The organism is Shewanella sp. SM101, assembly GCF_025654465.1.
GTDB classification, from domain to species: domain Bacteria; phylum Pseudomonadota; class Gammaproteobacteria; order Enterobacterales; family Shewanellaceae; genus Shewanella; species Shewanella oncorhynchi.
Genome location: NZ_JAKKRH010000007.1, coordinates 79,990 through 101,094 on the forward strand (window position 1 = coordinate 79,990; position 21,105 = coordinate 101,094).

The window sequence follows — 21,105 nt, forward strand, 5'->3', positions numbered from 1 at the left end:
TACAGGTATAATCGCGCGTTTGGCGTTAGCCTAGGTTGGATAGCGCAGTGTTAACGGAGCAAGATAGCGGATGCAGGGCACGCAACAAAGTTTACCCTTAGCCGTTATTCGTGGTCAGGCAATGACCGAAATGCCGCTGGATTTGTTTATTCCGCCTGAGGCATTGGAAGTGTTCCTCGAGTCCTTTGAAGGGCCATTGGATTTACTTTTATATTTGATCCGTAAGCAAAAATTAGACGTTGTCGATTTACCCATTCAGCAAATCACCGCGCAGTATTTAGAATATATTACGTTGCTGACTCAGGCTCGAATCGAACTTGCTGCCGATTACTTAGTGATGGCGGCAACGCTTGCCGAGATTAAATCCCGTTTGCTGCTGCCGCGTATGGTGGCTGAAGATGAGGTTGAGGAAGATCCTCGGGCGCAATTGATCCGTCAGTTGAAAGCCTATGAAGTGATTAAAGAAGCGTCGCAAAAACTCGATGATTTGCCGCGGCTCGAGCGGGATGTGTTTCAAGCCAAGGCAGTGGCAGCACCTGACATTAAGCCGTTAATGATCCCGCCAGAAGTCTCGTTGTTTGAAATTGCCCGTGCCTTTGGTGATGTACTCAAACGTATCGATGCCTATGAAGATCATCACGTTAAGCGTGAACAGTTATCGACCCGTGAGCGCATGAGCCAGATTTTAGCCATGTTGAACTCGGAAGATTTTACGGCATTTGAACGTTTATTTACCCTAGAAGAAGGCCGTGCCGGCGTGGTTGTCACCTTCTTAGCTTTGATGGAATTAGTCAAAGAATTATTGGTCGAATTGTACCAAACAGAACCGTTTTCAACTATTTACGTTAAGGCCTATTAATTGATGCAGATAAATCCTACTCAATTAAAACAGCTTATTGAAGCGAGTTTGTTTGTATTGGGGAAACCCTTGTCGGCGAAAATGTTGAAAGACACTGTATTGGTGGATTTCACGGTTTCCAGAGACAAAATAAAAGCTGCATTGGATGAGCTGCAGCAGGATTATCAAGACAGAGGTGTGCAACTTGTGAAAGTCGCTGGGGGTTATCGCTTCCAGACCTTAGAAGTCTTGAGTCCATTTTTGCAGCCTCTGTGGCAAGAAAAGGCGCCTAAATATTCGCGTGCGACATTAGAAACCTTGGCGGTGATTGCTTATCGTCAACCTGTGACTCGCGGCGATATTGAACAAGTGCGCGGTGTGGCTATAAGTAGCCATATCATAAAAAGTTTGTCAGATAGACATTGGATTAAAGTAGTTGGCTATAAAGAAGTACCGGGGCGACCCGCGTTATATGCCACTACCTTAGAATTTTTAGCATATTTTGGCTTAGATACCTTAGCGGATTTACCGCCGTTGTCGGATACTGAGTCATTGCAGGCGGTTTTTTCAGGTTTGAAATCAGCGCCAGAACAGTCAGAAGAGCAAAATACTAATGAGTGAAAAATTGCAGAAAGTCTTGGCCCGTGCAGGCCATGGCTCCCGTCGTGAGATGGAGGCATGGATTGCTGCAGGCCGAGTTAGTATTGATGGTGAAATTGCTAGCCTTGGGGATCGTATTGAAGCTGATGCTAAAGTGCGTATCGATGGCAGAGCCATTTCGTTAAAGTCTGCCGAAGATGTGATTTGCCGTGTGCTGGCATATCATAAACCTGAAGGCGAAATTTGTAGTCGTAAAGATCCTGAAGGCCGTCCAACGGTATTCGATCGCTTACCTAAAGTGCGTGATTCACGCTGGGTAGCGGTTGGTCGTTTAGACATTAACACCTCAGGCTTATTGTTGTTTACGTCAGATGGTGAGTTGGCGAACCGTTTAATGCATCCATCGAACGAAGTCGACCGCGAATACGCAGTGCGTACCTTTGGTGAAATCCCTGAGGCGACAGTGCAACGTTTACGTACTGGCGTCATGTTAGAAGACGGCCCTGCGCAGTTTGATAGCATCAAGCCAGCGGGCGGCGAAGGCATGAACCAGTGGTGGCATGTGTGTTTACGCGAAGGTCGCAACCGTGAAGTGCGCCGTTTGTGGGAATCCCAAGAAGTACAGGTGAGTCGTTTGATCCGTATTCGTTATGGTATGGTCGAACTGCCAAAATCACTGCCTCGCGGTGGCTGGGTTGAATTGCCAGTAGAGCAAGTTAACTACTTGCGTAAGCTGGCGGGTCTTGAGCCCGAAACTCGTACTATGCTCGCCGCTGATAAACACAGCGTAGCCCGTGCTCAGGTGAAGAGTGCTAAAATTCGCCGCGCCGTACGTAAGCATAAAGTGACCGGATCGGGAAAACCCAAGCCATCGCGTCAGCGCAGCTAAGTTGTTTTATCCCAATGAAAAAGGCCGCTAAGCGGCCTTTTTGCTTTCTGTTATTTGCAGCTATGTTATAACAAGTCTCAGTTGGATTGAGGAGTGAATGAATGAAGCTAATTTCAGTGAAACGGATTTGGGAACACGCTGCCCATAATGCGTTTACCGATTTAATCACGTTTCAGGGGGCACTGTTTTGCGTTTTCCGTGAAGGGACAGCCCATGTGTCACCCGATGGTGCGCTACGAATTCTACGCTCAGCGGATTTAGGTGACACTTGGCAGAGCGTGGCGCTGATCCGTTCGGATGAGGCGGATTTACGCGATGGCAAACTGATTGAGTATCAAGGGGAATTACTCTTACTCGGCGGCGGGACTTTACACGATAAGTCTGGTTTACAATCACATCTTTGGCGCTCAGCCAATGGGCTAGCGTGGTCGGATGCGTTAAAAGTCGCTGATAAAGGCTATTGGTTATGGCGCTTAACCGAGCATCAAAATGCACTCTATGGCGTGGGTTATCGCGCTGGGCCCGATGGTGATACCCGTTTGTATAAGAGTGAGGATGGGGTGAAGTTTGAAACTTGGCTAAAGCTGTTTAATAATCAAGGTTATGTCAACGAAACTGCCATTGTTTTTCATCAAGAAAACGGCTTTTGTCTATTGAGGCGCGATCCCGTATGGGGCCCAGAATTTGTCGGTTTACTCGGCCGCAGTCAAATGCCATTCACTGATTGGCAATGGCAAGAACTCGATAAGCGCATTGGTGGGCCAGTGATGTTGATGTATCAATCCCGTTTGTTGGCTGTAGTGCGTTTATATGATGAACGAGTTCGCACGGCTTTAGTTGAAATTCATCCAGATACTGGCGTGGTTCAAGAACTACTGACACTGCCATCGAAGGGCGATACCAGTTATGCGGGCGTTGTGATTGACGGAAATGAGTTGTGGGTAAGTTATTACTCCAGCCATGAGTTAGCTGACTCACAGCTGGATACACAAAATTCGCTTGATGAGTCAAACAGAGTCGCCAAAGCTAAAACGATGATTTATTTTGCAAAAATTCAGTTAAGCTAGGATTGGCGGTGCGGTATCTTTGTCGTACTTAATATCATCGACAAGTTCTGGGTTTCATTTTGAGAATATCTAAAATATTAAAGAGCCATAAATAGGCCCTTTAATATTGCTGAATCATATCGGCAGAAACTCAATAAGCGATTCGATTACTGTGCGTTAAACTGCCGTCCGTTGACGGCACTAGAATCTTGACCCATCAAATAGAGATAGGTCGGCATGATCTCTTCAGCTGTTTTGAGATCCAGTGGATTCTCTGCAGGGTAGGCTTTAGCGCGCATCTCAGTGCGGGTAGCTCCTGGATTGATGCTGTTAACTCGAACTGAGGTGCCATCGCATTCATGGGCGAGAACTTGCATCATGCCTTCGGTGGCAAACTTAGAGAAGGCATAAGGTCCCCAATAAGCGCGGCCTTGACGACCCACACTGCTCGACGTAAAGATAATCGATGCACTGGGTGCTTGGCGCATCACAGGTAGTAATGCTTTAGTTAGCATGACTTGGGCCGTGACGTTCACTTTGAGCACGTCTTCGAGTGATGGAATATCTATGTGTTCAAACGGACCTAAGGCACCGAGTAAGCTAGCATTATGTAATAAGCCGTCTAAATGATCGAATTGCTCGGCTATGGTATCGGCCATATCGCGATAATTTTGTTCCGTTGCGCCCTTAAGATCCAATGGCACTATGGCAGGCTTGGGATAACCGGCTTGTTCTATTACGTCGTAAACTGCTTCCAATTTTTTCACTGTTTTACCAAGTAAAATCACAGTGGCGCCGTGTTTTGCAAACTCAATGGCGGCGGTTCGGCCTATGCCAGCACCAGCGCCTGTGACTAAAATCGTCTTGCCCTTGAGTAAATCTTTTGCTGCTTGATATTCCAACATGAGTCTCTTTTTCCTCTTGGCGAGAATGCCCGCCACTTCTAGAGTCGCCGAAGTGATAAACGCATGTTTCAAACAAATGAATGAAACTTTGTTATCAATAGCTGAAATCTTTGTGACAAACTTGTGGCTAACTCAATATTTTTACGTTAACTTGAAATGAGTTAGGGGCTAACATAAGCCCTATTGGTCACAGATCTAAAAGCTATTGTGACTAATTTCTTGGGGAAAACAAAACTATTACAACAAGATTTGGGGAAAAAAGATGAAAAGACTCATTTTGGGTGTTGCGATTGCATCTGCACTGGGCCTCACAGGATGTGGTGAGGACAGTTTTAATGAACTCAAGGATAAGACAGAAGTGCTCATCCCTGAATCGCACATGGTGTTCGACCCTGCTAATTCAAAAGTTCCATTACCGAATGATTTGCTGTTCAGTGGCACCAAAGATGGCACATTATCAATTCCGGGTGAAAGCTCGGGCAATTATGTTGATCCACAAATAGCGCTTGGGGCGTTAGATGGGTGGTCGACAACATCACCGATTTCTATTGATATCGATTTGGCGAAAAAACATGACGGTACACCGCTAACCTTAATGGCGGCATCGGTTGCGCAACCGGGTGCTGTCAGAATGTTTGAAGCCACAGTAGGCGGCGCATTATCATCTGATCCCGAATGTAAGGCTAAACCGTCAGTTTCAGCCTGTAAAGTGGGCGCTGAGTTGCAGTTTGGCGTTGACTTTATATCAACCGCTTCGGGCAAAAAAGTGGTGATAATTCCGCTTAAGCCACTCAAAGCCGGGCAATCTTATATTTATGCGACAACGAATCTTATTCAAGATTCTGAAGGTCGTGGTATCGCTCCTTCAACGACCTATGGTTTGTTGAAGCTGGATATCAATACGTTACCTTTAGAAACGCCAGATCAATTGATGCTGCAAACCTTAGTGAACAGTTATGAGAAAGGGATTGCTGCGGCCCATAAGGTCGATCCTTTAACCATCAGTTACTCTGGCTTATTTACCACTCAGTCTGTTGCTACCGTCTATGAAACCACCAAATTGCTGATGGCGAAGGGTGCTCCCTATGCACCAAGCTTTGCCCAGATGCCAACACCGACTGGATTGACTGTGGCTCAAGTGGCAGGCTTAACACCAGCTGCTGGAGCTGCCTATGTTGCCGCAAACTTGGCTGATGTGTATACGGCAAAAATTAAACTGCCTATTTACGGTGATTGTTCTTCAGTTGGTTGTTTATCCGCTGAAGGTAAACCATTAATTAATGGTCATTGGAAAGCCCAAGGTGATAGCCCTGTATCTGTGCTACTAGCACTGCAAGCGGGCACACTCAGCCAGAATAATTTTGGTATGCAAGCGGTGGCTAATGGTATTGCCAACACTGCTGATGCTTTAGCCAATCCCTCGTTAATGGCGGGTAAAACATGGGTTTTAGACGATGGTACGGCAGTTGATAAAACCAAACATCTGACTAAATTCAATCCTATTCCAGCAATCAAAGGTTATGAAACAGTATCTGTACTGATTTCTATGCCCAATGCAACGAAATTGGCCGCTTTTTATCAACAGCAAGGTCGTGAGTTTATTCCTCCTACATCTGGTTGGCCAACAACAATTGCCCTTCACGGTTTAGGTGGCGGTAAAGAAATGTCATTGGCCTATGCCGGCACGTATGCGGCAATGGGGGTTGCGACTGTTGCTATTGATATGCCACTTCACGGTGCGCGTTCATTTGATGCTAACGGAGATGGGATTTATGAAGTCTCTGCGACAGATCCTGCCTTCGGTGCAGTTGTTGGTAAACCGGACGCCTTTAAAAATGGTAACCCGTTGGTGTTTGTGAATATTTCTAGCACTTTGTCGGTGCGAGATAATTTCCGTCAAGCGACGATGGACCATTTAGGGGTGCGTCTTGCTCTTACGGGCTTAGCACAGGGCTTAGCACAAGCAGGTCAGCCGCAAGTATTTGATGTGACTAAAATCAGTGCTCAAGGTCTGAGTTTAGGCGCCATTGTGGGCACCGATTTTGCGACCTATGCCAGCACGGGCATGAAGAATCCAGCAACCGGCGATGCCTTGCCAAATGCTTATGTTATCAATGCTGTATCCTTAGTTGCGCCAGCAGGTGGATTAGCAGGATCATTCGCAGGTTCTGCAACCTTTGGCCCAGTACTGTTTAGTAATATTACGGCATCTGCAACTTTCCAAGCACAGGTCGATGCGGCTAATACAGCAGGTTATGAGCCTGGTAGCCCTGAATATGCGGCACTGGTGCAGGGGGTATATGCCCAATTTATTCCGACGTTTGCCTTTGCGGTTCAAACAGCGGTAGATTCTGCAGATCCTGTTAACCATGCTGCTATGTTAAAAGCGACAGGCTTACCTGTTCACTTAATTGAAGTGGCGGGTGATGGTAACGGTAACTTAGCAGATCAAGTGCTGCCTAATCGCGTCGATAACTTCCCATTATCGGGCACTGAGCCGCTGATCGCTGCCATCGGGCTACCTTGTGCCGATAGCACGAGCAAAGGTCATGGCGTTGTGCGTTTCGCTAAAGGTCACCACAGTTCGATTGTTGATCCTAAAGAAAAGGAATCAACGGATGGTATGGCCGCGGCTGCCACGGTTGAAATGCAGACTCAAGTGGCAACCTATGCTGCTACTGCAGGTAAGGACGACGTGACGATTTTAGTGACAAACAGTGGGGTCATTGCGACTTGTCCTAACTAATCTTGCCTTAATCGGAAAAACCCAGCCTTTGCTGGGTTTTTTTATGGGCCTTTAGGCTGTTAGAATAGCGCGCAATTGACTGAATGATGTAACGCCCTAACGGAGAACACTTTGGAATTTTTATACGAGTATGGAATGTTTTTGGCGAAAGCCGTCACAATAGTGGTCGCAATCGTTGCCGTTATTATTGTGGTGTTGGCTTCCACTGTAAAACACAAGTCAGATAAGGGCGAGCTGAGGATCACTAACTTGTCTGAAGAGTTAGAAGAACTTAAGCATGGCTTAAAAGAAGAACTTCTGTCAAAGAAACAATTCAAAGCCTATGAAAAGCAATTAAAAGCTGACGAAAAGGCAAAAGACAAGGCCGCAGATGAAGCCTGCACGGGCAAAGTGTTCGTGATTGATTTTAAGGGCAGTATCGATGCCGCTGAGGTCGCATCACTGCGTGAAGAAATCAGTGCAATTATCGCTATCGCAGAAAAAGGCGATGAAGTGGTTGTCAATGTAGAGAGTGGCGGTGGTATGGTGCATGGTTATGGTTTAGCCTCCAGCCAGTTAGATCGCTTACGCCAAGCTGATATTCCATTGACTGTCTGTGTTGATAAAGTCGCCGCCAGTGGTGGCTATATGATGGCCTGTGTAGCGAATAAAATTTATGCTGCACCTTTTGCCATTGTCGGTTCTATTGGTGTTGTTGCTCAACTGCCTAACTTTAATCGCCTGCTGAAAAAGCATGAAATTGATTATGAGCAACATACGGCTGGTAATTTTAAGCGCACCTTGACAGTGTTTGGTGAAAACTCCGATGAGGGAAGACAGAAGTTTCAAGAGGAACTCGAAGAAACCCACGTCTTATTTAAAGCGTTTGTTGGTAAGTATCGCCCTGAGTTGGATTTAGTGAAAGTCGCTACTGGCGAGCATTGGTACGGTCAGCAAGCTATTGAATTAGGTTTAGTTGATGCGATTTCGACCAGCGATGATGTGATAATGTCACTCGCCACAGAGCGTACTGTGTACAAGATACGTTATCAGGTGAGAAAGAAACTCGCTGATAAAATTGCCCACGGTGCCTCTTTGTCTGTGAACGCTATTTTTAATCGCCTCATAGAAAAAAATCGTCCTATCTAATTCTGTCTATTGGTGAATAAAAGTAAAAACGCCTGCATTTGCAGGCGTTTTCATTTGCTGAGCTTTCGCGGCTAATACCGAAGTGGGTTAGATTTGATAGCTGATATGTTGATGGAAGCGTACGATGAGATCTTCACGCTCCGGATCGACACCTATGTCGGCTGCGAAGGCCTTCAGGGCTGTTTCAACATTGTTCATAAAACGACCGAAACCCGAATCGTCACAGTCCTTAGTACCTGCCACTATGGTAAAGTGCGCGGCTTCGACTAAGTTATCGGCATCCCAACGACGGATAACTTGTTGCTCAGTCGCATTAGGATCAAACCCTATCATTTGTACTTCGGCTTTGCTGTCGAGCTTTTCAAACTTACTGTTACGCACAAGTGGTGTTAAGCCGTTCGCTATCATAGCAAGGCGTGTCAGTTGTCTATTAGCTGCCGCTTTGAGGAAGCAGTCTTCAAGATGCTGATATAAAGGCGTAAAGTCAGTGGCTGAGTCAGGTAATAAACCCTGTTTGAGTTTGCGACTCAGCGGCAAGCTCACCGTCACATAGGTAAGAGAGCTAACGTTTTCTGGTAACTCACATTTTCTGGCTTTATATCTTGGGCCGATGGCGCGCAGTTTATAACCATAGGTTTCTTTATAGCCCTTAGCTTTTGCGAACAGATCATAGGATAAATGCTGATGGTCGCGGACCTTAACCTTAAGATCGCTTATTGGCATTAAGGGCATTAATTCAGTGAGTAACTCACGCACCTTGATATGGAAACTGGCGGAATTACTGCGAATATCGTCACCTGTGGCGAGAAACACAATGCGCAGTTTACGGGCGCGATAGTTTTCTTGCGAGAATAAGTTTTGGGCTTCGTGGTAGGCTGGGTTATAAAAAAATAGAATTTGTTCAGTGGTTTGGAAGCAATATGCTTCGGTATGGTAACGCACTACTGGCAGTTTATCGTTAGTGATCACGTGAACATTACGGAGATCGTGTTGTTCTGCCAAATTAAATATCAAACGGCTTAACGTTTGATAACAGCTTTGATAATCGGGATATTGATTGAGTAGCTCATCCGTCACCTTGATTTCGGCTGTGATGTATTGATTGGTACGGGCTTCCTTGGGTATGTACACTTTTTGCTGATGGCTAAGGGACATATTGACTCCTTGTTTGAGTTAACCATTTGCTAACACGAATTTTACTGTTTATCTATAGGGTTAATCTTGCGTTAGAACACGTTTTTATCCGTTGAGTATGAGTTTAGCTAAGTAAGCGGTTCGTTAGCTTAAAATAGCAGCTATTTTATTGGGTTAACGCATTTTCTATCCATGGTTGCATCCAAGCCGCAATCTGAGCTTGTGCCTTTTCGTTGGGATGAATGCCATCCCTTTGCATTAATTCTGGATGGGGCGCGATATCCTGCATAAAGAAGGGGATCAACACTATATCCTGGGTTTTAGATATGTCTTGATACACTTGGGTGAACTTTTGGGTATAGCGAGGGCCATAGTTAGGCGGTACCATGATCTCGGTCAGCAGCACTTTTGCGCCGCTATCTTTGGCTAGGGTAATGATTTGGATTAGATTATTTTCGAGTTGCGTTGGGGGGAATCCACGTAAACCATCATTACCTCCCAGTTCAACGACCACAAGGTCGGGAGCAACAGAATCGAGCAAGGCGGGTAATCGGCGTAGGCCGCCCGCTGTGGTTTCGCCGCTCACTGAGCCATTGGTAAACTGATGTTCGGGCAGATTTTTTTGCAGTAGTGCTACCCAGCCTGACTGTTCTGCCATGCCGTAGCTAGCGCCTAAGCTATCGCCGAGGATCAGTATCTTTGCCGCGTGAGCGGGCGTGACCATGAGTACACTCAGTAGGATGAATGCCCCTAGGGTCTTCGCCATTGATTTTAATCTTAGCGATTGATACCAGAACGATTTATATAAGAAGGATCCTATGTCTAACGTCATCTTAAAAAACAGTGCCATTAATGTTGTTAACCTCGAAAAATCAGTGATTACTCAGGAAGGAACGCTCACTATCCTCAAGGGCATTAACTTAGATGTCAAGCAAGGTGAGAGTGTGGCCATTCTCGGCCCATCAGGTTCGGGCAAATCCACCTTATTGGGATTGCTTGCGGCGCTTGATACGCCTACGTCGGGGGAGATTTGGCTCGATGGTGTGGCATTATCACCACTGAATGAAGAGCAAAAAGCGGCACTGCGTAAACAGAAGGTCAGCTTTATTTTTCAATCCTTTATGTTAGTTGATACCTTAACTGCGCTCGAGAACGTCATGTTACCCGCCGAGCTTGCGGGCGTGAGCAATGCCAAGGAAAAAGCGCAGGCCATGTTGGTGCGGGTTGGTTTATCCCATCGTTTGACCCATTTACCCAAACAGCTCTCGGGTGGTGAACAGCAAAGGGTGGCGATTGCCCGCGCTTTTATCTGTGAGCCTACAGTCTTGTTTGCCGATGAACCAACTGGCAATTTAGACAGCGTCAACGGCCATAAGATTGCCGATATGTTGTTTGAGCTTAATCAAGAAAGCCATACAACCTTAGTCCTCGTTACCCATGATCTGCAGTTGGCCAAGCGGTGTGAGCGTCAACTAGTGATGGATAACGGCCATTTACAGGAAGATATCACTCAAACAGAACCGCTAGCTGATGTTAAGGAGGCTTAATAATGGAGTTAAGTCTGGCATGGCGCCTGTTTCAACGCGAGTTACAGCAGGGACAATTGTTATTGATTATCCTCGCTATTACGCTCGCGGTTTTGTCTGTGAGTGGCTTGGCGCGGGTGAGTGAACGTCTGCAAGTGGCAATTAGTGGTCAAGCTTCACAGTTTATTGCGGCCGACCGTATTATCGATTCGCCGGTTAAAATTGATGCGGCGATTTTATCCAAAGCCGAAGCGCTTGGGCTTAAGCATGTGACTAACATGCAATTTAATTCCATGGTCTATTCGGGAGATAAGTTTCAGTTAGTCACAGTACGCGCCGTAGAGTCGGGTTACCCGCTTAAGGGCGATATTGAACTCACCAGCGGTAAAACAAAGGCGTTACCTCAAGCGGATCAAATTTGGTTTGAGACTCGCTTAGGCGGACTTTTGGGTTATCCCAAATCCATCGAACTAGGTAACAGCGAATTTGTGCTCAGCAATGAGATCAGCCGCTTACCCGACGCAGGTTTTAATCCTTTTGCTTCATCGCCAGTGGTATTGATGCGGATGGAGGATGTCGCCAAAACAGGTGTTATTCAACCGGGCAGTCGCGTGACTTATCTGTATCAATTTGCCGGAGATGAAGCCTCGCTTACGGCCTTTGAACAAAGTGTTAAACCGCTTTTGAATAGTACCCAGCGTTGGGTCGATGTGCAATCCGGTGACTCGCCGATTGCGGGAGCCGTTAAGCGAGCGGAGCGCTTCTTACTGCTGGCAAGTTTGATGGGCATTGCATTGGCCTGCGCGGCGATAGGTATTGCCGCCCAGCGTTATTGTCAGCGCCATTACGATGTGGTGGCCATGCTGAAAACCTTTGGCGCCTCGGCAAAGCAAATTCGCCTGTTGTTTGGTACTCATTTATTGTTGGTAACGCTACTGGGAATTGGTCTAGGCCTTATTGGGGGAGGGTTACTCGATTTTGGGATCAGTTATCTCTTGCCACCCGAAATTGCGGCCTATTCACCGCCACTCACACGGCCATTATTACTCGGTATCAGCACTGGGCTCATCAGCGCCTTTATGTTTTCGGCTTATCCATTGATGCGTTTACTGGCTATTCCGCCACTGCGGGTGTTGCAGCGTCAGTTAGAAGGCTTACAGCTTGGTATGTGGCTGCATTTGCTACTGAGTCTAGGGGCTATGGCACTACTGGGCTATTTGTATTCCCAAAGTTGGACTTTGACTCTGACTGTGGTCGCGGCTGTGCTATTGCTGGCTGTGCTGTTAAGTCTGCTTGGATTTGTGATGATACGAGCAGGACACAGTGTTGGTATGAAGACTACCAATCCTTTGCAATTAGCGCTGGCGGGGCTAAGGCGTCGTGCGCGGCAAAATGCGGTGCAATTGGTTGGTTTTAGCGCTGCACTGGTACTGTTATTGACGATTTTGGCGCTAAGACAAGATTTACTTAACGAATGGCAAAAACAGTTGCCCGAAAATGCGCCTAATTATTTCCTTGTCAATATTGCGCCTGATGATGCAAAGCCCTTGAATGATTTCATGACTACTAAGGGGATAGTGGCGACGGACATTTATCCGGTGATCCGTGGCCGGTTAACCCAAATTAATGGTGAAGCACTGATTTCGAATGAACAGTCCGAAGCGGGTGAAAAGGGGAGAGTGGGCATTTCGCGCGAGTTAAACCTAACGTGGCGCAATACACTGCCTGCTAACAACGAACTGTTAGAGGGGCATTTTAATCAAGCCGCCGATGAAGTGTCGGTGGAGTCCGGCGTGGCGGAGCGTCTAGGTATTGGTCTTGGCGATAAGCTGACTTACGTGATTGATAATCAAGAGCTCACAGTTAAAGTTGCCAGTATTCGTGCCGTGCATTGGGAAACACTGCAACCGAACTTCTTTATGATTTTCACCCAAGAAGCGCTCGCGCCTTTTGCGTATACCTCGATGGCGAGTTTTTATCTGAATGATCAGGCGACTAACGATAAGACTATTAATGCTGATGGTACGCCTAAGGGGGCAGTGATCCTTGCGCTTATTCAGCAATTTCCGACGATATCTATCATAGATGTTGGCGCTATGGTGGGGCAGTTGCGGCAGATAATTGAGCAAGTGTCGCTGTCGTTGTCTTTAGTGCTGGCCTTAGTGTTATTAGCCAGTGCCTTAGTCTTGATTGCACAGACTGAGGCTGGCATGGCAACTCGGCAACGTGAATTAGCTGTGTTGCGTACCTTTGGTGCTTCAGGATGGTTATTGCGCAGTGCAACGGGTTTAGAGTTCGCCTTACTTGGCGGTATTGCGGGTGTGTTAGCCGTAATTGTGGCCGAATTTGCGTTATATCTACTTAAGACGCAAGTATTTGAACTTAATGTATACATGCACTGGCCTTGGTGGGGTATTGCCCCTGTTTCTGGAGCCTTAATCGTCGCCTTACTAGGGGTTTGGCGTTGTCGACAATTGCTCAGCCAATCTTGCTCTGAGCTATTAAAGGCTGGGAGCTAGGGCGGTTTGTGAACTCTGTTGATGGGCTAAAACATAAAGCTTATTAAGACAACAAGCTGAGCCAACATTAAAAGCACTGATGCGACATAAGCTCAGTGCTTTTTTGTTATGGGGTTGATTCTGCTGCACTTGAATTGAATATGCTTTTTACATCGGCTTACAAATTGATCTGTGCATAAGCAGGTAGCAACAGAACTTAGTGCAACGCAATGGGTCTATCTAACTGAGAACAGCGACTAGCTTATACATGCTATAGAGAGGGAATATTATGTTCAAAGGAATAACAAAACTGCTTAAGGATAATCGCTCCTTTTTTCTGTTTATCAGTTTAATGCTAGTGTTCAGGAGCGCTGTGGCCGATTGGAATACTGTGCCATCGGGTTCTATGCTGCCGACTATCGTCGAGGGTGATCGCATTCTTGTTAATAAGATGGCTTATGATCTTAGGGTGCCATTTACGCATATCGCATTAGTTAAACTGGCGGATCCTGCTCGTGGCGATATCGTGGTATTTGACTCGAAAAAGGCCGATAAAAAGCTGATTAAGCGGGTAATAGCTGTGCCAGGCGATACTGTGATGATGCAGGATAATCGCTTGTATTTAAACGGCGAACTGCTTAGCTACAGATCTCAAGCATTGAGTGCTTATGCTCCCGCTGATGTGACAGAAATGCAGGAAAATTTACTCGGTATGGTTCACAGTATTCGCCTTAACCCTGTACCCTCAAGGCTTGCCAATTTTGGACCTGTCACAGTGCCGGATGCGCATTATTTAGCACTGGGTGATAATCGTGATAACAGCGCTGACTCTCGGGTTATTGGCTTCGTGCCCCGTGATGAGATTGTTGGCCGTTCAAGTTCAGTCGTTTTCTCCCTTGATTATGATGATTATTACCTGCCTCGGCCTGAACGCTTAATGCGTGAATTCTAGTCTTAACTATTTTGAACCATGAAATAGGGCGCCAAAGTCGGCGCCCTATTTTTTAAGTGATTGAGTTATAAACAACTACTTCATAAAGCTCAGATAGCCCTGTAAGACAATTAAATTAACTATGTCGATAAAGAAGGCTCCGACGATAGGTACTACCATAAAGGCTTGGGGTGATGGCCCTGTGCGCGAGACGAGCGCGCCCATGTTCATTACCGCTGTTGGGGTTGCACCCATACCAAAGCCGCAGTGGCCACCGGTGATCACCGCAGCATCGTAATTACTGCCCATGACTTTGAACGTCACGAAATAGGCAAAAATGGCCAACACTGCGGTTTGTACCAGTAAAATCACCAGTAGTGGGATCGCTAAATCAAAAATTTCCCATAACTTTAAAGTCATTAAGGCCATTGAGAGGAAGAGTGACAGCGCGACAGTCCCTATTACATCGATGCTTTCGGTATGGGGTTTGTAACCGCGGGTGAGTTCTGTGAGATTAGCAATGAGCACGCCAAGAAAAAGAGCATATACAAAGTCGGGCATCTTTAGCCATGCAATACCCGATTGGCTGATCCACAGCGTGAGCCATTTTGATCCTGCAACACACAACAACAGCACAAACAGAGTTTCTAATATGGTTTTGGCGGTGACTTGGTCTTCTTCTAAGTGATCATAAGTGACTAAATGCGGATGTTCACTGTGATGCTTGCGGCCAACTCCATAGCGAGAAACAAGATTATGTTTACCGATTAATCGCTGCGCGACGGGGCCACCGATGATCCCACCCATGATCAAACCAAAGGTTGCCGCGGCCATAGCAAACTCTAAGGTGTTGATACCGTAGCGCTCAGCAAAGGTTTGTGACCAAGCGACGCCGGTACCATGGCCGCCCGACAGGGTAATTGATCCTGCGATAAGTCCCATGATGGGATCGAGCCCCAATAGGCTGGCTAAACTGACGCCGACGGCATTTTGAATCACAATATACACTGAGGCCACACCTAAAAAGATGAAGACTTTTTTACCACCGCTGAGCAATAGCTTGTAGTTTGCCGAGAGGCCAATGGTGCTAAAAAACATCAACATTAAGGTATTTTGCAGTGATAGGCTGAAGTCGAGACTGATATTTTGAAAGTGAAGAAATGTGACTCCCGCGGCGACAACAAGGCCACCCACTATGGGTTCGGGGATATTATATTGCCTGAAGACACGTACATGGCGATTGATAGAGTGGCCGATAAACAGCACGAAAATGGCAATTAAAAATGATTCTAGCTCGCCAATCATATAGGTCGTGTGCATGAAAATTCCTTACAAACTGTCTTAGTGCGGGCGTTTCATTGGGTACAATGTCCAATGAGAAGTAACCCATCTTGTTATTAAGTACCTGCTAATGCTGGATGTTAAGCGCTTGATGTCGAGGACAGATCAGTGTCAATCCGATAAAAAATTTAAAGGATGAGTAGGCGCGAGTGTGTATCGTTTTATGGTCTACAGACCAAGAACAGCAGATTAAATAGCCTGTTCCTGAGCATAAATAACTGTCTATTTATGAGGTGTTGCTGAGTCTATCTGTGGTCAAGGCTGAGGCGGTTAATGCGTGCCTCCTATGACCGAATGGAGGCGAGTTTAGCAGAAAATGGACGGATTGTCGCTAAATCATAATATAAATCATGATGTTACATTCTTGTTTTTCTAGTGTTGTTAAAATAATGGCAAGATTGACGTTACAATATACCTGGTTGTTGAGCGGATTTGAGTACTAAGATGCCACCTGCATTAGCCACTGATTTTATCAGCATATTTAAGCTGAGTTTAGGCTCTAGCGTGCTAGCCTATTTGGCTAACACGTTTGTTAAGGCGTTATCGAGATCACTGAATTGAAACTGAAAACCCGCTTCGAGGGCACGTTTGGGGTAAACAAATTGCCCTTCCGTCAGCAACTCCGACATTTCGCCCATCGCTAAGCGTAATGCAAGCGGTGGGGTCGTGATTAACGCTGGGCGATTAAGTGCTTTTCCGAGCGCTTTGGTAAACACAGCGTTACTCACTGGATTGGGTGCAGTGGCATTAAATATGCCTTTACAGTGTTGTTGAGTGAGTAAAAAATCAATAAGGGAAATGAGATCCTGCACATGGATCCAGCTCATACCTTGGCGTCCATGGCCAATTGGGCCACCGAGTCCGAGTTTAAATGGCGGTAACATTTTCTCTAAGGCACCACCTTTACCTAGCACGATACCAATACGGATAATGCAGACGCGTGTGTGCTCTGAGGTTGCATTTAGCGCCTCTTGCTCCCATTTTCGACAGATATCATGGCTAAACTCAACATGGGCACCACTAGACTCATCGAGTAATTTATCATCGTGCCGCCCGTAATAACCGACTGCCGAACCACTCACCATGATCTGAGGAGGAGTGCTACTCTGTTGTATTAGCTGAGTTAATCTTGCCGTAATATCCCAGCGACTATCACAAATGCGTTGCTTCTGATTTTTACTCCAACGTTTAGCGACTATGGGTTCACCCGCAAGATTTACGATGGCATCAATGTGATTTAAGTCGCTTAGCGCATCGAGACTCTCGAGGTAATGGTGCTGATTGCCGAGCACTTTTTGTGTTTGTTGCACTGAGCGAGTTAATAACGTCAGTTGATGATATGGCGCCAGTCGTTCGACTAATTGGCGACCAATAAAGCCGCTTGCGCCGGTGATCAGTATATTCATGGAACCTCTCTTAATTGGTTAAGCTCTGCGGATATATACCAAAATGCGGTGTGCAACGATCACTTAGTCGGAGTATTTTTAGCCAGATTATTTTTGATAACATAACTCCATCGAGACTGAATCGGCAAAGCGTAGTGCATGGGGTTTGTCGATTTCGACACTGGCAAATTCAACCCAAGGATGCTCACTGGCGATGGCCAGCGTTTGGCTGGTGAGATTTTCGAGTAATGAGAAACGGTTATTCTCAATCAGTTCAATGATCTTTTTGGTGATAGTGCGGTAATTGAGCGCATCCTCGACATTGTCACTGTTACGGGCACGTTCGGCACAATAATGGATCACGACATTAATGATCACGTCTTGGCGATTTTGGATTTCATCTTCTTTAATGCCAATAAAAGTACGAAGTCTTAAGTTTTTAATGCGTATAATCGCGGTTTCTGGTTTCATAATGACAAATGGCTATCTTAAGCTAAAGTTGCTGAGGTTAAGTGATTTCAAGGGTTAGCCTAACAATTTTATCTAAGATCAAGAAGGATTTTTAATAAATGACTCGACCTAATGCGCCCTCTGCTGCTTATCGTGGCTTTGCGGTTATGGCCTTTGTAGTGATTATTTTGGCAGGGATTAAGGCGGCGAGCCCGATTGTGGTGCCGTTTGTGCTGTCCAGTTTTCTTGCGGTGATTTGTAATCCTGCAATCGGTTTGATGACAAAGTTCCGTGTGCCTAAATGGCTGGCAGTGATCCTCTTGATGGGTTTTATTGTGTTGATGGGCCTATGGTTAGCCTCGGTCGTCGGCAGTTCTGTCAATGAGTTTTCTAAACAATTGCCCCAATATCGCGATCAGCTGGTGGAGCAGTTTTCGTGGATTATCCATAAATTACAGGCATTAAATATTCAGATTTCGAAGGATCAGGTATTAGCCTATTTTGACCCAGGTATGGCCTTGTCCATGACCACGAATATGCTATCGGGTGTCGGCAATGTGATGGCGAATTTATTTCTGATCATCCTCACTATCGTCTTTATGTTGTTTGAAGCTCAGTCGCTGCCAAAGAAATTGCATCTCGCATTGGACGATCCCGATATGCGCTTAAAGCAGATTGACCGCTTTTTACAATCTGTGAATCAGTATATGGTGATCAAGACCTTAGTGAGTTTGGCTACTGGGATCATCGTCGGTGTGGGATTGACCTTCATCGGCGTGGATTACGCCATGTTATGGGCGGTGATTGCTTTCCTGTTTAATTACATTCCCAATATTGGTTCTATCATTGCCGCGATTCCAGCGGTGTTGTTGGCCTTTATTCAGCTTGGCCCTGCGGCGGCGGGGGGAACTGCACTTTTGTACGTGGGTGCCAACATGGTGATGGGCAATATCATTGAGCCTAAATTTATGGGGCGCGGTCTGGGGTTATCGACCTTAGTGGTGTTTTTATCATTAATTTTCTGGGGCTGGTTATTAGGTTCTGTGGGCATGTTGCTGTCAGTGCCATTGACTATGGTGGTTAAAATTGCCCTCGAATCGAGTAAGAGTGGTAATTGGTTAGCCATTTTATTATCGGACGATATCGAAGATAAGTTCTTGGCCAGTAACACGGAAAATTCAATTCCCAATGGCGATGAAGCCAATACAAGTGCAACTGAGAGTAAGTAGTAGAAGATGCAAAGTTTTATACAAGCGCTAGCGACAATTGAGTTAGGTGATGATGCGGTGCGGTTATTCCACGGCCGCGGTGGGCATTACGTGGGTTGTGAGCACCTATGTTTAGATTGGTTTGCACCCGTACTATTGCTGACCAGCTTTACTCCCTTGGAGGATACGGATTTAACCCTCTGCCAACAGGCGATTGCAGCGCGCTGGCAAGCTATTAGGCCAGATAGCCAATTGAATTTAGTCTACCAATACCGTAGTGCGGGGGAGACGTTTACCCAATTATTGCAAGGTGAAGTGCCTGAGCCGCATATCGTTAGCGAAAATGGTGCACGGTTTCAGGTGCACCTAATGCGCGGACAAAACCACGGACTCTTCCTCGATATGGCCAATGGCCGCGAGTGGGTTAGAGCAAGCGCCCGTTATAAAAAGGTGCTTAATTTGTTCGCTTATACCTGTGGTTTCTCGGTCGCCGCATTACAAGGGGGCGCCGATGAAGTTGTGAATATGGATATGAGCAAAGGCGCATTAGGCATAGGTAAGCAGAACCATTTGCTGAATGGCTTTAGCGCGGGAGCCCGTTTTTTAGGCCATGATATTTTTAAATCTTGGGGCAAACTGAAAAAGCTCGGTCCCTACGACATTGTTGTTGCCGATCCACCGAGCAATCAAAAGGGCAGTTTTGTCGCGACTAAGGATTATGTGCGTTTAATTAGGCGTTTACCTGAGTTGCTTGCCGAGAATGGCGAAGTATTACTGTGTCTAAATGCACCTGAACTCGATACCGCTTTCCTGCGTCAACAGGTAGCGGAAGCTGCACCTGCACTCGAATACATAGAGCGCTTAGCCAATCCGCTAGCCTTTATGGATGTGTCGGAAGAGAAGTCACTTAAGGTGCTTCGCTACCGCTTATCGACTCAAGCCTAGGCCTGATTTAGCTTAACTGGCCAGTATTAACTGGCCTTTTTTGTCGGCTTAGGTTGAGTGTTTAGCTTTCTACACTGTCGCTTATTACACAGCACTTATTCTTCAGTAGCTTAATCGCTCAGATAGCTGCGATCGCCCATAGGTTTTAATTACTTTACTGACTTGATGTTGGTCTAAGTGTTTTAGGGTGGACATTTCACCATAAAGCCTGCCCTGAACATCTAATGGCATTCCCTAGATTCATTTTATGTAAGCGATTTCTGTTAATCGCTTTTGTGTATAAAGCGAATGATGAAATGGCGTCAGCATGGCCTGAATATCCTCGTAGAAAGTGAAAGTCTTTCATGTCGAATCACTGATTGTGAGCTATTTAAATGATAACCAGCCTTAAATGCCATGCTTGGTGATACAAAACTGAAAGTTTTCTGTAATTATGGCTTTTGCTTTGTTATACTCCCGCCCACGGAATGTATCCCTTTCCTCATAGGCAAAATGTCAGCATAGAATGGCAAGCCTCTGCGACCTTACCCAATCAAGCAGGAGTTGTTATGGAAGTTCATGAATACGAAAATGCTTATTATCAAGTGAAAGACGATGTACTAACGTCTTTACCTGCTGAAAGCGAAGAAGAAGTGATCCAAGCTTAATCGATAGCGATTAAACTGACGGTACTTATGAGTCGGAAATAACAGAACAAGCACAAAAAAATAGCAACCCTAAGGTTGCTATTTTTTTGGCTGAAAGTAAGCAGAATGATTGTATGACAAGGTATGCGCGGTGAAAGCAGGCAAGAAAGGGGGTTAACCGTTAACTTTGCGCTTTTCAGGCAGAAGTTCGACGATAATCCATTGGCTCCCAATTTTGTGTAGGCGTATGGTCCTGTCATCAATCCATGGTTGACCACCTTTAAGACCTTTCATTTTGACCACAACAATGACGTCTTTGGTAAATTTGCGGAAGAAGTCGATATCGATATCATCAATTTCCATTTCAACATTGGTCATAGATAGGCCGAGCATATTACGCTGTACGGCTGCGGCAATGTGGTAATGGGTGAGCACTTGTTTAATGGGATCGTCAACGTATTGCTTGGCTTGTTCAACATTACGATCAACATAAATCGCTTGAAAAAAGCCTAAGCTCACTTCTTCCGGTGATAACTGGCGCTGCTCTTGCGTTGAGGGATCGCCACAACCGAAGAGGAACAGGAGGGAGAAAAATAATAGAGTTCGCATAAGTTTTAGTTATTGGAATTTGTTCCGAGTATCGCGATTTTAGCTGTAATGTACAAGTCTTGTCGTGATTCGCAGTCTATTGTGAAAAGCATTGACTCAAACCTCATGTGTGTGGCATATAGTTAGGAGCCATATAAAAAGGTTATCCACAGAAACTGTGGAAAACTATGTTGAAGACTTCAGTGATACTTTGTAAGTCACTGATATTGTCTTGCTTTATTTGCTGGTTAAAAAGTGACGCTTTTCTGCTTTCCATTATGTTCCACTTCTACTTGTGGATATTTTTCGCAATTTGCCGAG

General features: G+C 45.8%; 18 protein-coding genes. 11 read left to right on the forward strand and 7 right to left on the reverse strand.

Going from position 1 to position 21,105, the window contains the following annotated elements:
* Positions 1-70 precede the first annotated feature (70 nt).
* The 4 genes from L5M38_RS05805 to L5M38_RS05820 all read left to right on the forward strand — a co-directional run bounded on the left by L5M38_RS05805 (position 71) and on the right by L5M38_RS05820 (position 3,394).
* Positions 71-859 (forward strand): segregation and condensation protein A, encoded by a 789-nt coding sequence (locus tag L5M38_RS05805; protein WP_105252121.1) that lies wholly within the window; start codon positions 71-73, stop codon positions 857-859.
* Positions 860-862: 3 nt separating this feature from the next.
* Positions 863-1,459, forward strand: a complete 597-nt coding sequence (gene scpB, locus L5M38_RS05810; protein WP_263178549.1) for an SMC-Scp complex subunit ScpB — start codon at positions 863-865, stop codon at positions 1,457-1,459.
* Positions 1,452-2,327 (forward strand): 23S rRNA pseudouridine(2605) synthase RluB, encoded by an 876-nt coding sequence (gene rluB / locus L5M38_RS05815; RefSeq protein WP_028760991.1) that lies wholly within the window; start codon positions 1,452-1,454, stop codon positions 2,325-2,327. Before scpB ends, rluB begins: the two co-directional genes overlap by 8 nt.
* A gap of 101 nt (positions 2,328-2,428) precedes the next feature.
* The gene (locus tag L5M38_RS05820; protein WP_263166036.1) at positions 2,429-3,394 is read left to right on the forward strand and encodes an exo-alpha-sialidase; all 966 of its coding nucleotides are present in this window, start codon (positions 2,429-2,431) and stop codon (positions 3,392-3,394) included.
* 146 nt (positions 3,395-3,540) lie between these two features.
* Here the strand turns inward: L5M38_RS05820 and L5M38_RS05825 are convergent, their stop codons facing one another.
* Entirely contained in the window at positions 3,541-4,278 is a 738-nt protein-coding gene (locus L5M38_RS05825; RefSeq protein ID WP_263166039.1) for a YciK family oxidoreductase, read from the reverse strand.
* A 262-nt stretch (positions 4,279-4,540) separates the two neighbouring features.
* Between L5M38_RS05825 and L5M38_RS05830 the strand changes: the two genes are divergently transcribed.
* Entirely contained in the window at positions 4,541-7,024 is a 2,484-nt protein-coding gene (locus L5M38_RS05830; RefSeq protein ID WP_263178550.1) for a VolA/Pla-1 family phospholipase, read from the forward strand.
* A gap of 111 nt (positions 7,025-7,135) precedes the next feature.
* Positions 7,136-8,152, forward strand: a complete 1,017-nt coding sequence (sohB, locus tag L5M38_RS05835) for a protease SohB (RefSeq protein ID WP_263178551.1) — start codon at positions 7,136-7,138, stop codon at positions 8,150-8,152.
* Positions 8,153-8,239: 87 nt separating this feature from the next.
* On the opposite strand, the gene L5M38_RS05840 is transcribed toward sohB, so the two are convergent.
* On the reverse strand, positions 8,240-9,307 hold the full coding sequence (locus L5M38_RS05840) for a DUF3083 family protein (RefSeq protein WP_028760986.1): 1,068 nt from the start codon (positions 9,305-9,307) through the stop codon (positions 8,240-8,242).
* 145 nt (positions 9,308-9,452) lie between these two features.
* Positions 9,453-10,052: an arylesterase gene (locus L5M38_RS05845; RefSeq protein ID WP_028760985.1), complete on the reverse strand. Its 600-nt coding sequence runs from the start codon at positions 10,050-10,052 to the stop codon at positions 9,453-9,455.
* A 52-nt stretch (positions 10,053-10,104) separates the two neighbouring features.
* Here L5M38_RS05845 and L5M38_RS05850 point away from each other — a divergent pair, with 52 nt between their 5' ends.
* From L5M38_RS05850 to lepB, 3 genes are all read left to right on the forward strand, one after another.
* Entirely contained in the window at positions 10,105-10,833 is a 729-nt protein-coding gene (locus L5M38_RS05850) for an ABC transporter ATP-binding protein (protein WP_263139018.1), read from the forward strand.
* A 2-nt stretch (positions 10,834-10,835) separates the two neighbouring features.
* A complete protein-coding gene (locus tag L5M38_RS05855) occupies positions 10,836-13,331 on the forward strand; it encodes an ABC transporter permease (RefSeq protein ID WP_263178552.1) in 2,496 nt (831 codons plus the stop codon).
* A 268-nt stretch (positions 13,332-13,599) separates the two neighbouring features.
* The gene (gene lepB / locus L5M38_RS05860) at positions 13,600-14,262 is read left to right on the forward strand and encodes a signal peptidase I (RefSeq protein ID WP_263178553.1); all 663 of its coding nucleotides are present in this window, start codon (positions 13,600-13,602) and stop codon (positions 14,260-14,262) included.
* A gap of 75 nt (positions 14,263-14,337) precedes the next feature.
* Here the strand turns inward: lepB and gltS are convergent, their stop codons facing one another.
* The 3 genes from gltS to folX form a co-directional block, all read right to left on the reverse strand.
* Complete coding sequence (gene gltS, locus L5M38_RS05865; protein WP_113940752.1) at positions 14,338-15,561, reverse strand: sodium/glutamate symporter; 1,224 nt, start codon at positions 15,559-15,561, stop codon at positions 14,338-14,340.
* Positions 15,562-16,094: 533 nt separating this feature from the next.
* Entirely contained in the window at positions 16,095-16,988 is an 894-nt protein-coding gene (locus tag L5M38_RS05870) for a TIGR01777 family oxidoreductase (protein WP_028760980.1), read from the reverse strand.
* Between the two features lie 87 nt (positions 16,989-17,075).
* Positions 17,076-17,438 carry a dihydroneopterin triphosphate 2'-epimerase gene (folX, locus tag L5M38_RS05875; protein WP_006082167.1) on the reverse strand — a complete coding sequence of 121 codons (363 nt, stop codon included), beginning with the start codon at positions 17,436-17,438 and terminating at the stop codon, positions 17,076-17,078.
* Positions 17,439-17,536: 98 nt separating this feature from the next.
* Between folX and L5M38_RS05880 the strand changes: the two genes are divergently transcribed.
* Positions 17,537-18,646, forward strand: coding sequence for an AI-2E family transporter (locus tag L5M38_RS05880; RefSeq protein ID WP_028760979.1), 1,110 nt, complete (start codon positions 17,537-17,539; stop codon positions 18,644-18,646).
* A gap of 6 nt (positions 18,647-18,652) precedes the next feature.
* On the forward strand, positions 18,653-19,570 hold the full coding sequence (locus L5M38_RS05885) for a class I SAM-dependent methyltransferase (protein WP_263178554.1): 918 nt from the start codon (positions 18,653-18,655) through the stop codon (positions 19,568-19,570).
* Between the two features lie 800 nt (positions 19,571-20,370).
* Here L5M38_RS05885 and L5M38_RS05890 read toward each other — a convergent pair.
* A complete protein-coding gene (locus L5M38_RS05890; protein WP_263146344.1) occupies positions 20,371-20,805 on the reverse strand; it encodes a hypothetical protein in 435 nt (144 codons plus the stop codon).
* Between the last annotated feature and the right edge of the window lie 300 nt (positions 20,806-21,105).

What these genes read in the sequence shown, in the direction of transcription:
- L5M38_RS05805 (WP_105252121.1), top strand. Translation starts at nt 71, where the DNA reads ATGCAGGGCACGCAACAAAGTTTACCCTTAGCCGTTATTCGTGGTCAG.
- scpB (WP_263178549.1), top strand. Translation starts at nt 863, where the DNA reads ATGCAGATAAATCCTACTCAATTAAAACAGCTTATTGAAGCGAGTTTG.
- rluB (WP_028760991.1), top strand. Translation starts at nt 1,452, where the DNA reads ATGAGTGAAAAATTGCAGAAAGTCTTGGCCCGTGCAGGCCATGGCTCC.
- L5M38_RS05820 (WP_263166036.1), top strand. Translation starts at nt 2,429, where the DNA reads ATGAAGCTAATTTCAGTGAAACGGATTTGGGAACACGCTGCCCATAAT.
- L5M38_RS05825 (WP_263166039.1), bottom strand. Translation starts at nt 4,278, where the DNA reads ATGTTGGAATATCAAGCAGCAAAAGATTTACTCAAGGGCAAGACGATT.
- L5M38_RS05830 (WP_263178550.1), top strand. Translation starts at nt 4,541, where the DNA reads ATGAAAAGACTCATTTTGGGTGTTGCGATTGCATCTGCACTGGGCCTC.
- L5M38_RS05840 (WP_028760986.1), bottom strand. Translation starts at nt 9,307, where the DNA reads ATGTCCCTTAGCCATCAGCAAAAAGTGTACATACCCAAGGAAGCCCGT.
- L5M38_RS05845 (WP_028760985.1), bottom strand. Translation starts at nt 10,052, where the DNA reads ATGGCGAAGACCCTAGGGGCATTCATCCTACTGAGTGTACTCATGGTC.
- L5M38_RS05850 (WP_263139018.1), top strand. Translation starts at nt 10,105, where the DNA reads ATGTCTAACGTCATCTTAAAAAACAGTGCCATTAATGTTGTTAACCTC.
- L5M38_RS05855 (WP_263178552.1), top strand. Translation starts at nt 10,836, where the DNA reads ATGGAGTTAAGTCTGGCATGGCGCCTGTTTCAACGCGAGTTACAGCAG.
- lepB (WP_263178553.1), top strand. Translation starts at nt 13,600, where the DNA reads ATGTTCAAAGGAATAACAAAACTGCTTAAGGATAATCGCTCCTTTTTT.
- gltS (WP_113940752.1), bottom strand. Translation starts at nt 15,561, where the DNA reads ATGCACACGACCTATATGATTGGCGAGCTAGAATCATTTTTAATTGCC.
- L5M38_RS05870 (WP_028760980.1), bottom strand. Translation starts at nt 16,988, where the DNA reads ATGAATATACTGATCACCGGCGCAAGCGGCTTTATTGGTCGCCAATTA.
- folX (WP_006082167.1), bottom strand. Translation starts at nt 17,438, where the DNA reads ATGAAACCAGAAACCGCGATTATACGCATTAAAAACTTAAGACTTCGT.
- L5M38_RS05880 (WP_028760979.1), top strand. Translation starts at nt 17,537, where the DNA reads ATGACTCGACCTAATGCGCCCTCTGCTGCTTATCGTGGCTTTGCGGTT.
- L5M38_RS05885 (WP_263178554.1), top strand. Translation starts at nt 18,653, where the DNA reads ATGCAAAGTTTTATACAAGCGCTAGCGACAATTGAGTTAGGTGATGAT.
- L5M38_RS05890 (WP_263146344.1), bottom strand. Translation starts at nt 20,805, where the DNA reads ATGCGAACTCTATTATTTTTCTCCCTCCTGTTCCTCTTCGGTTGTGGC.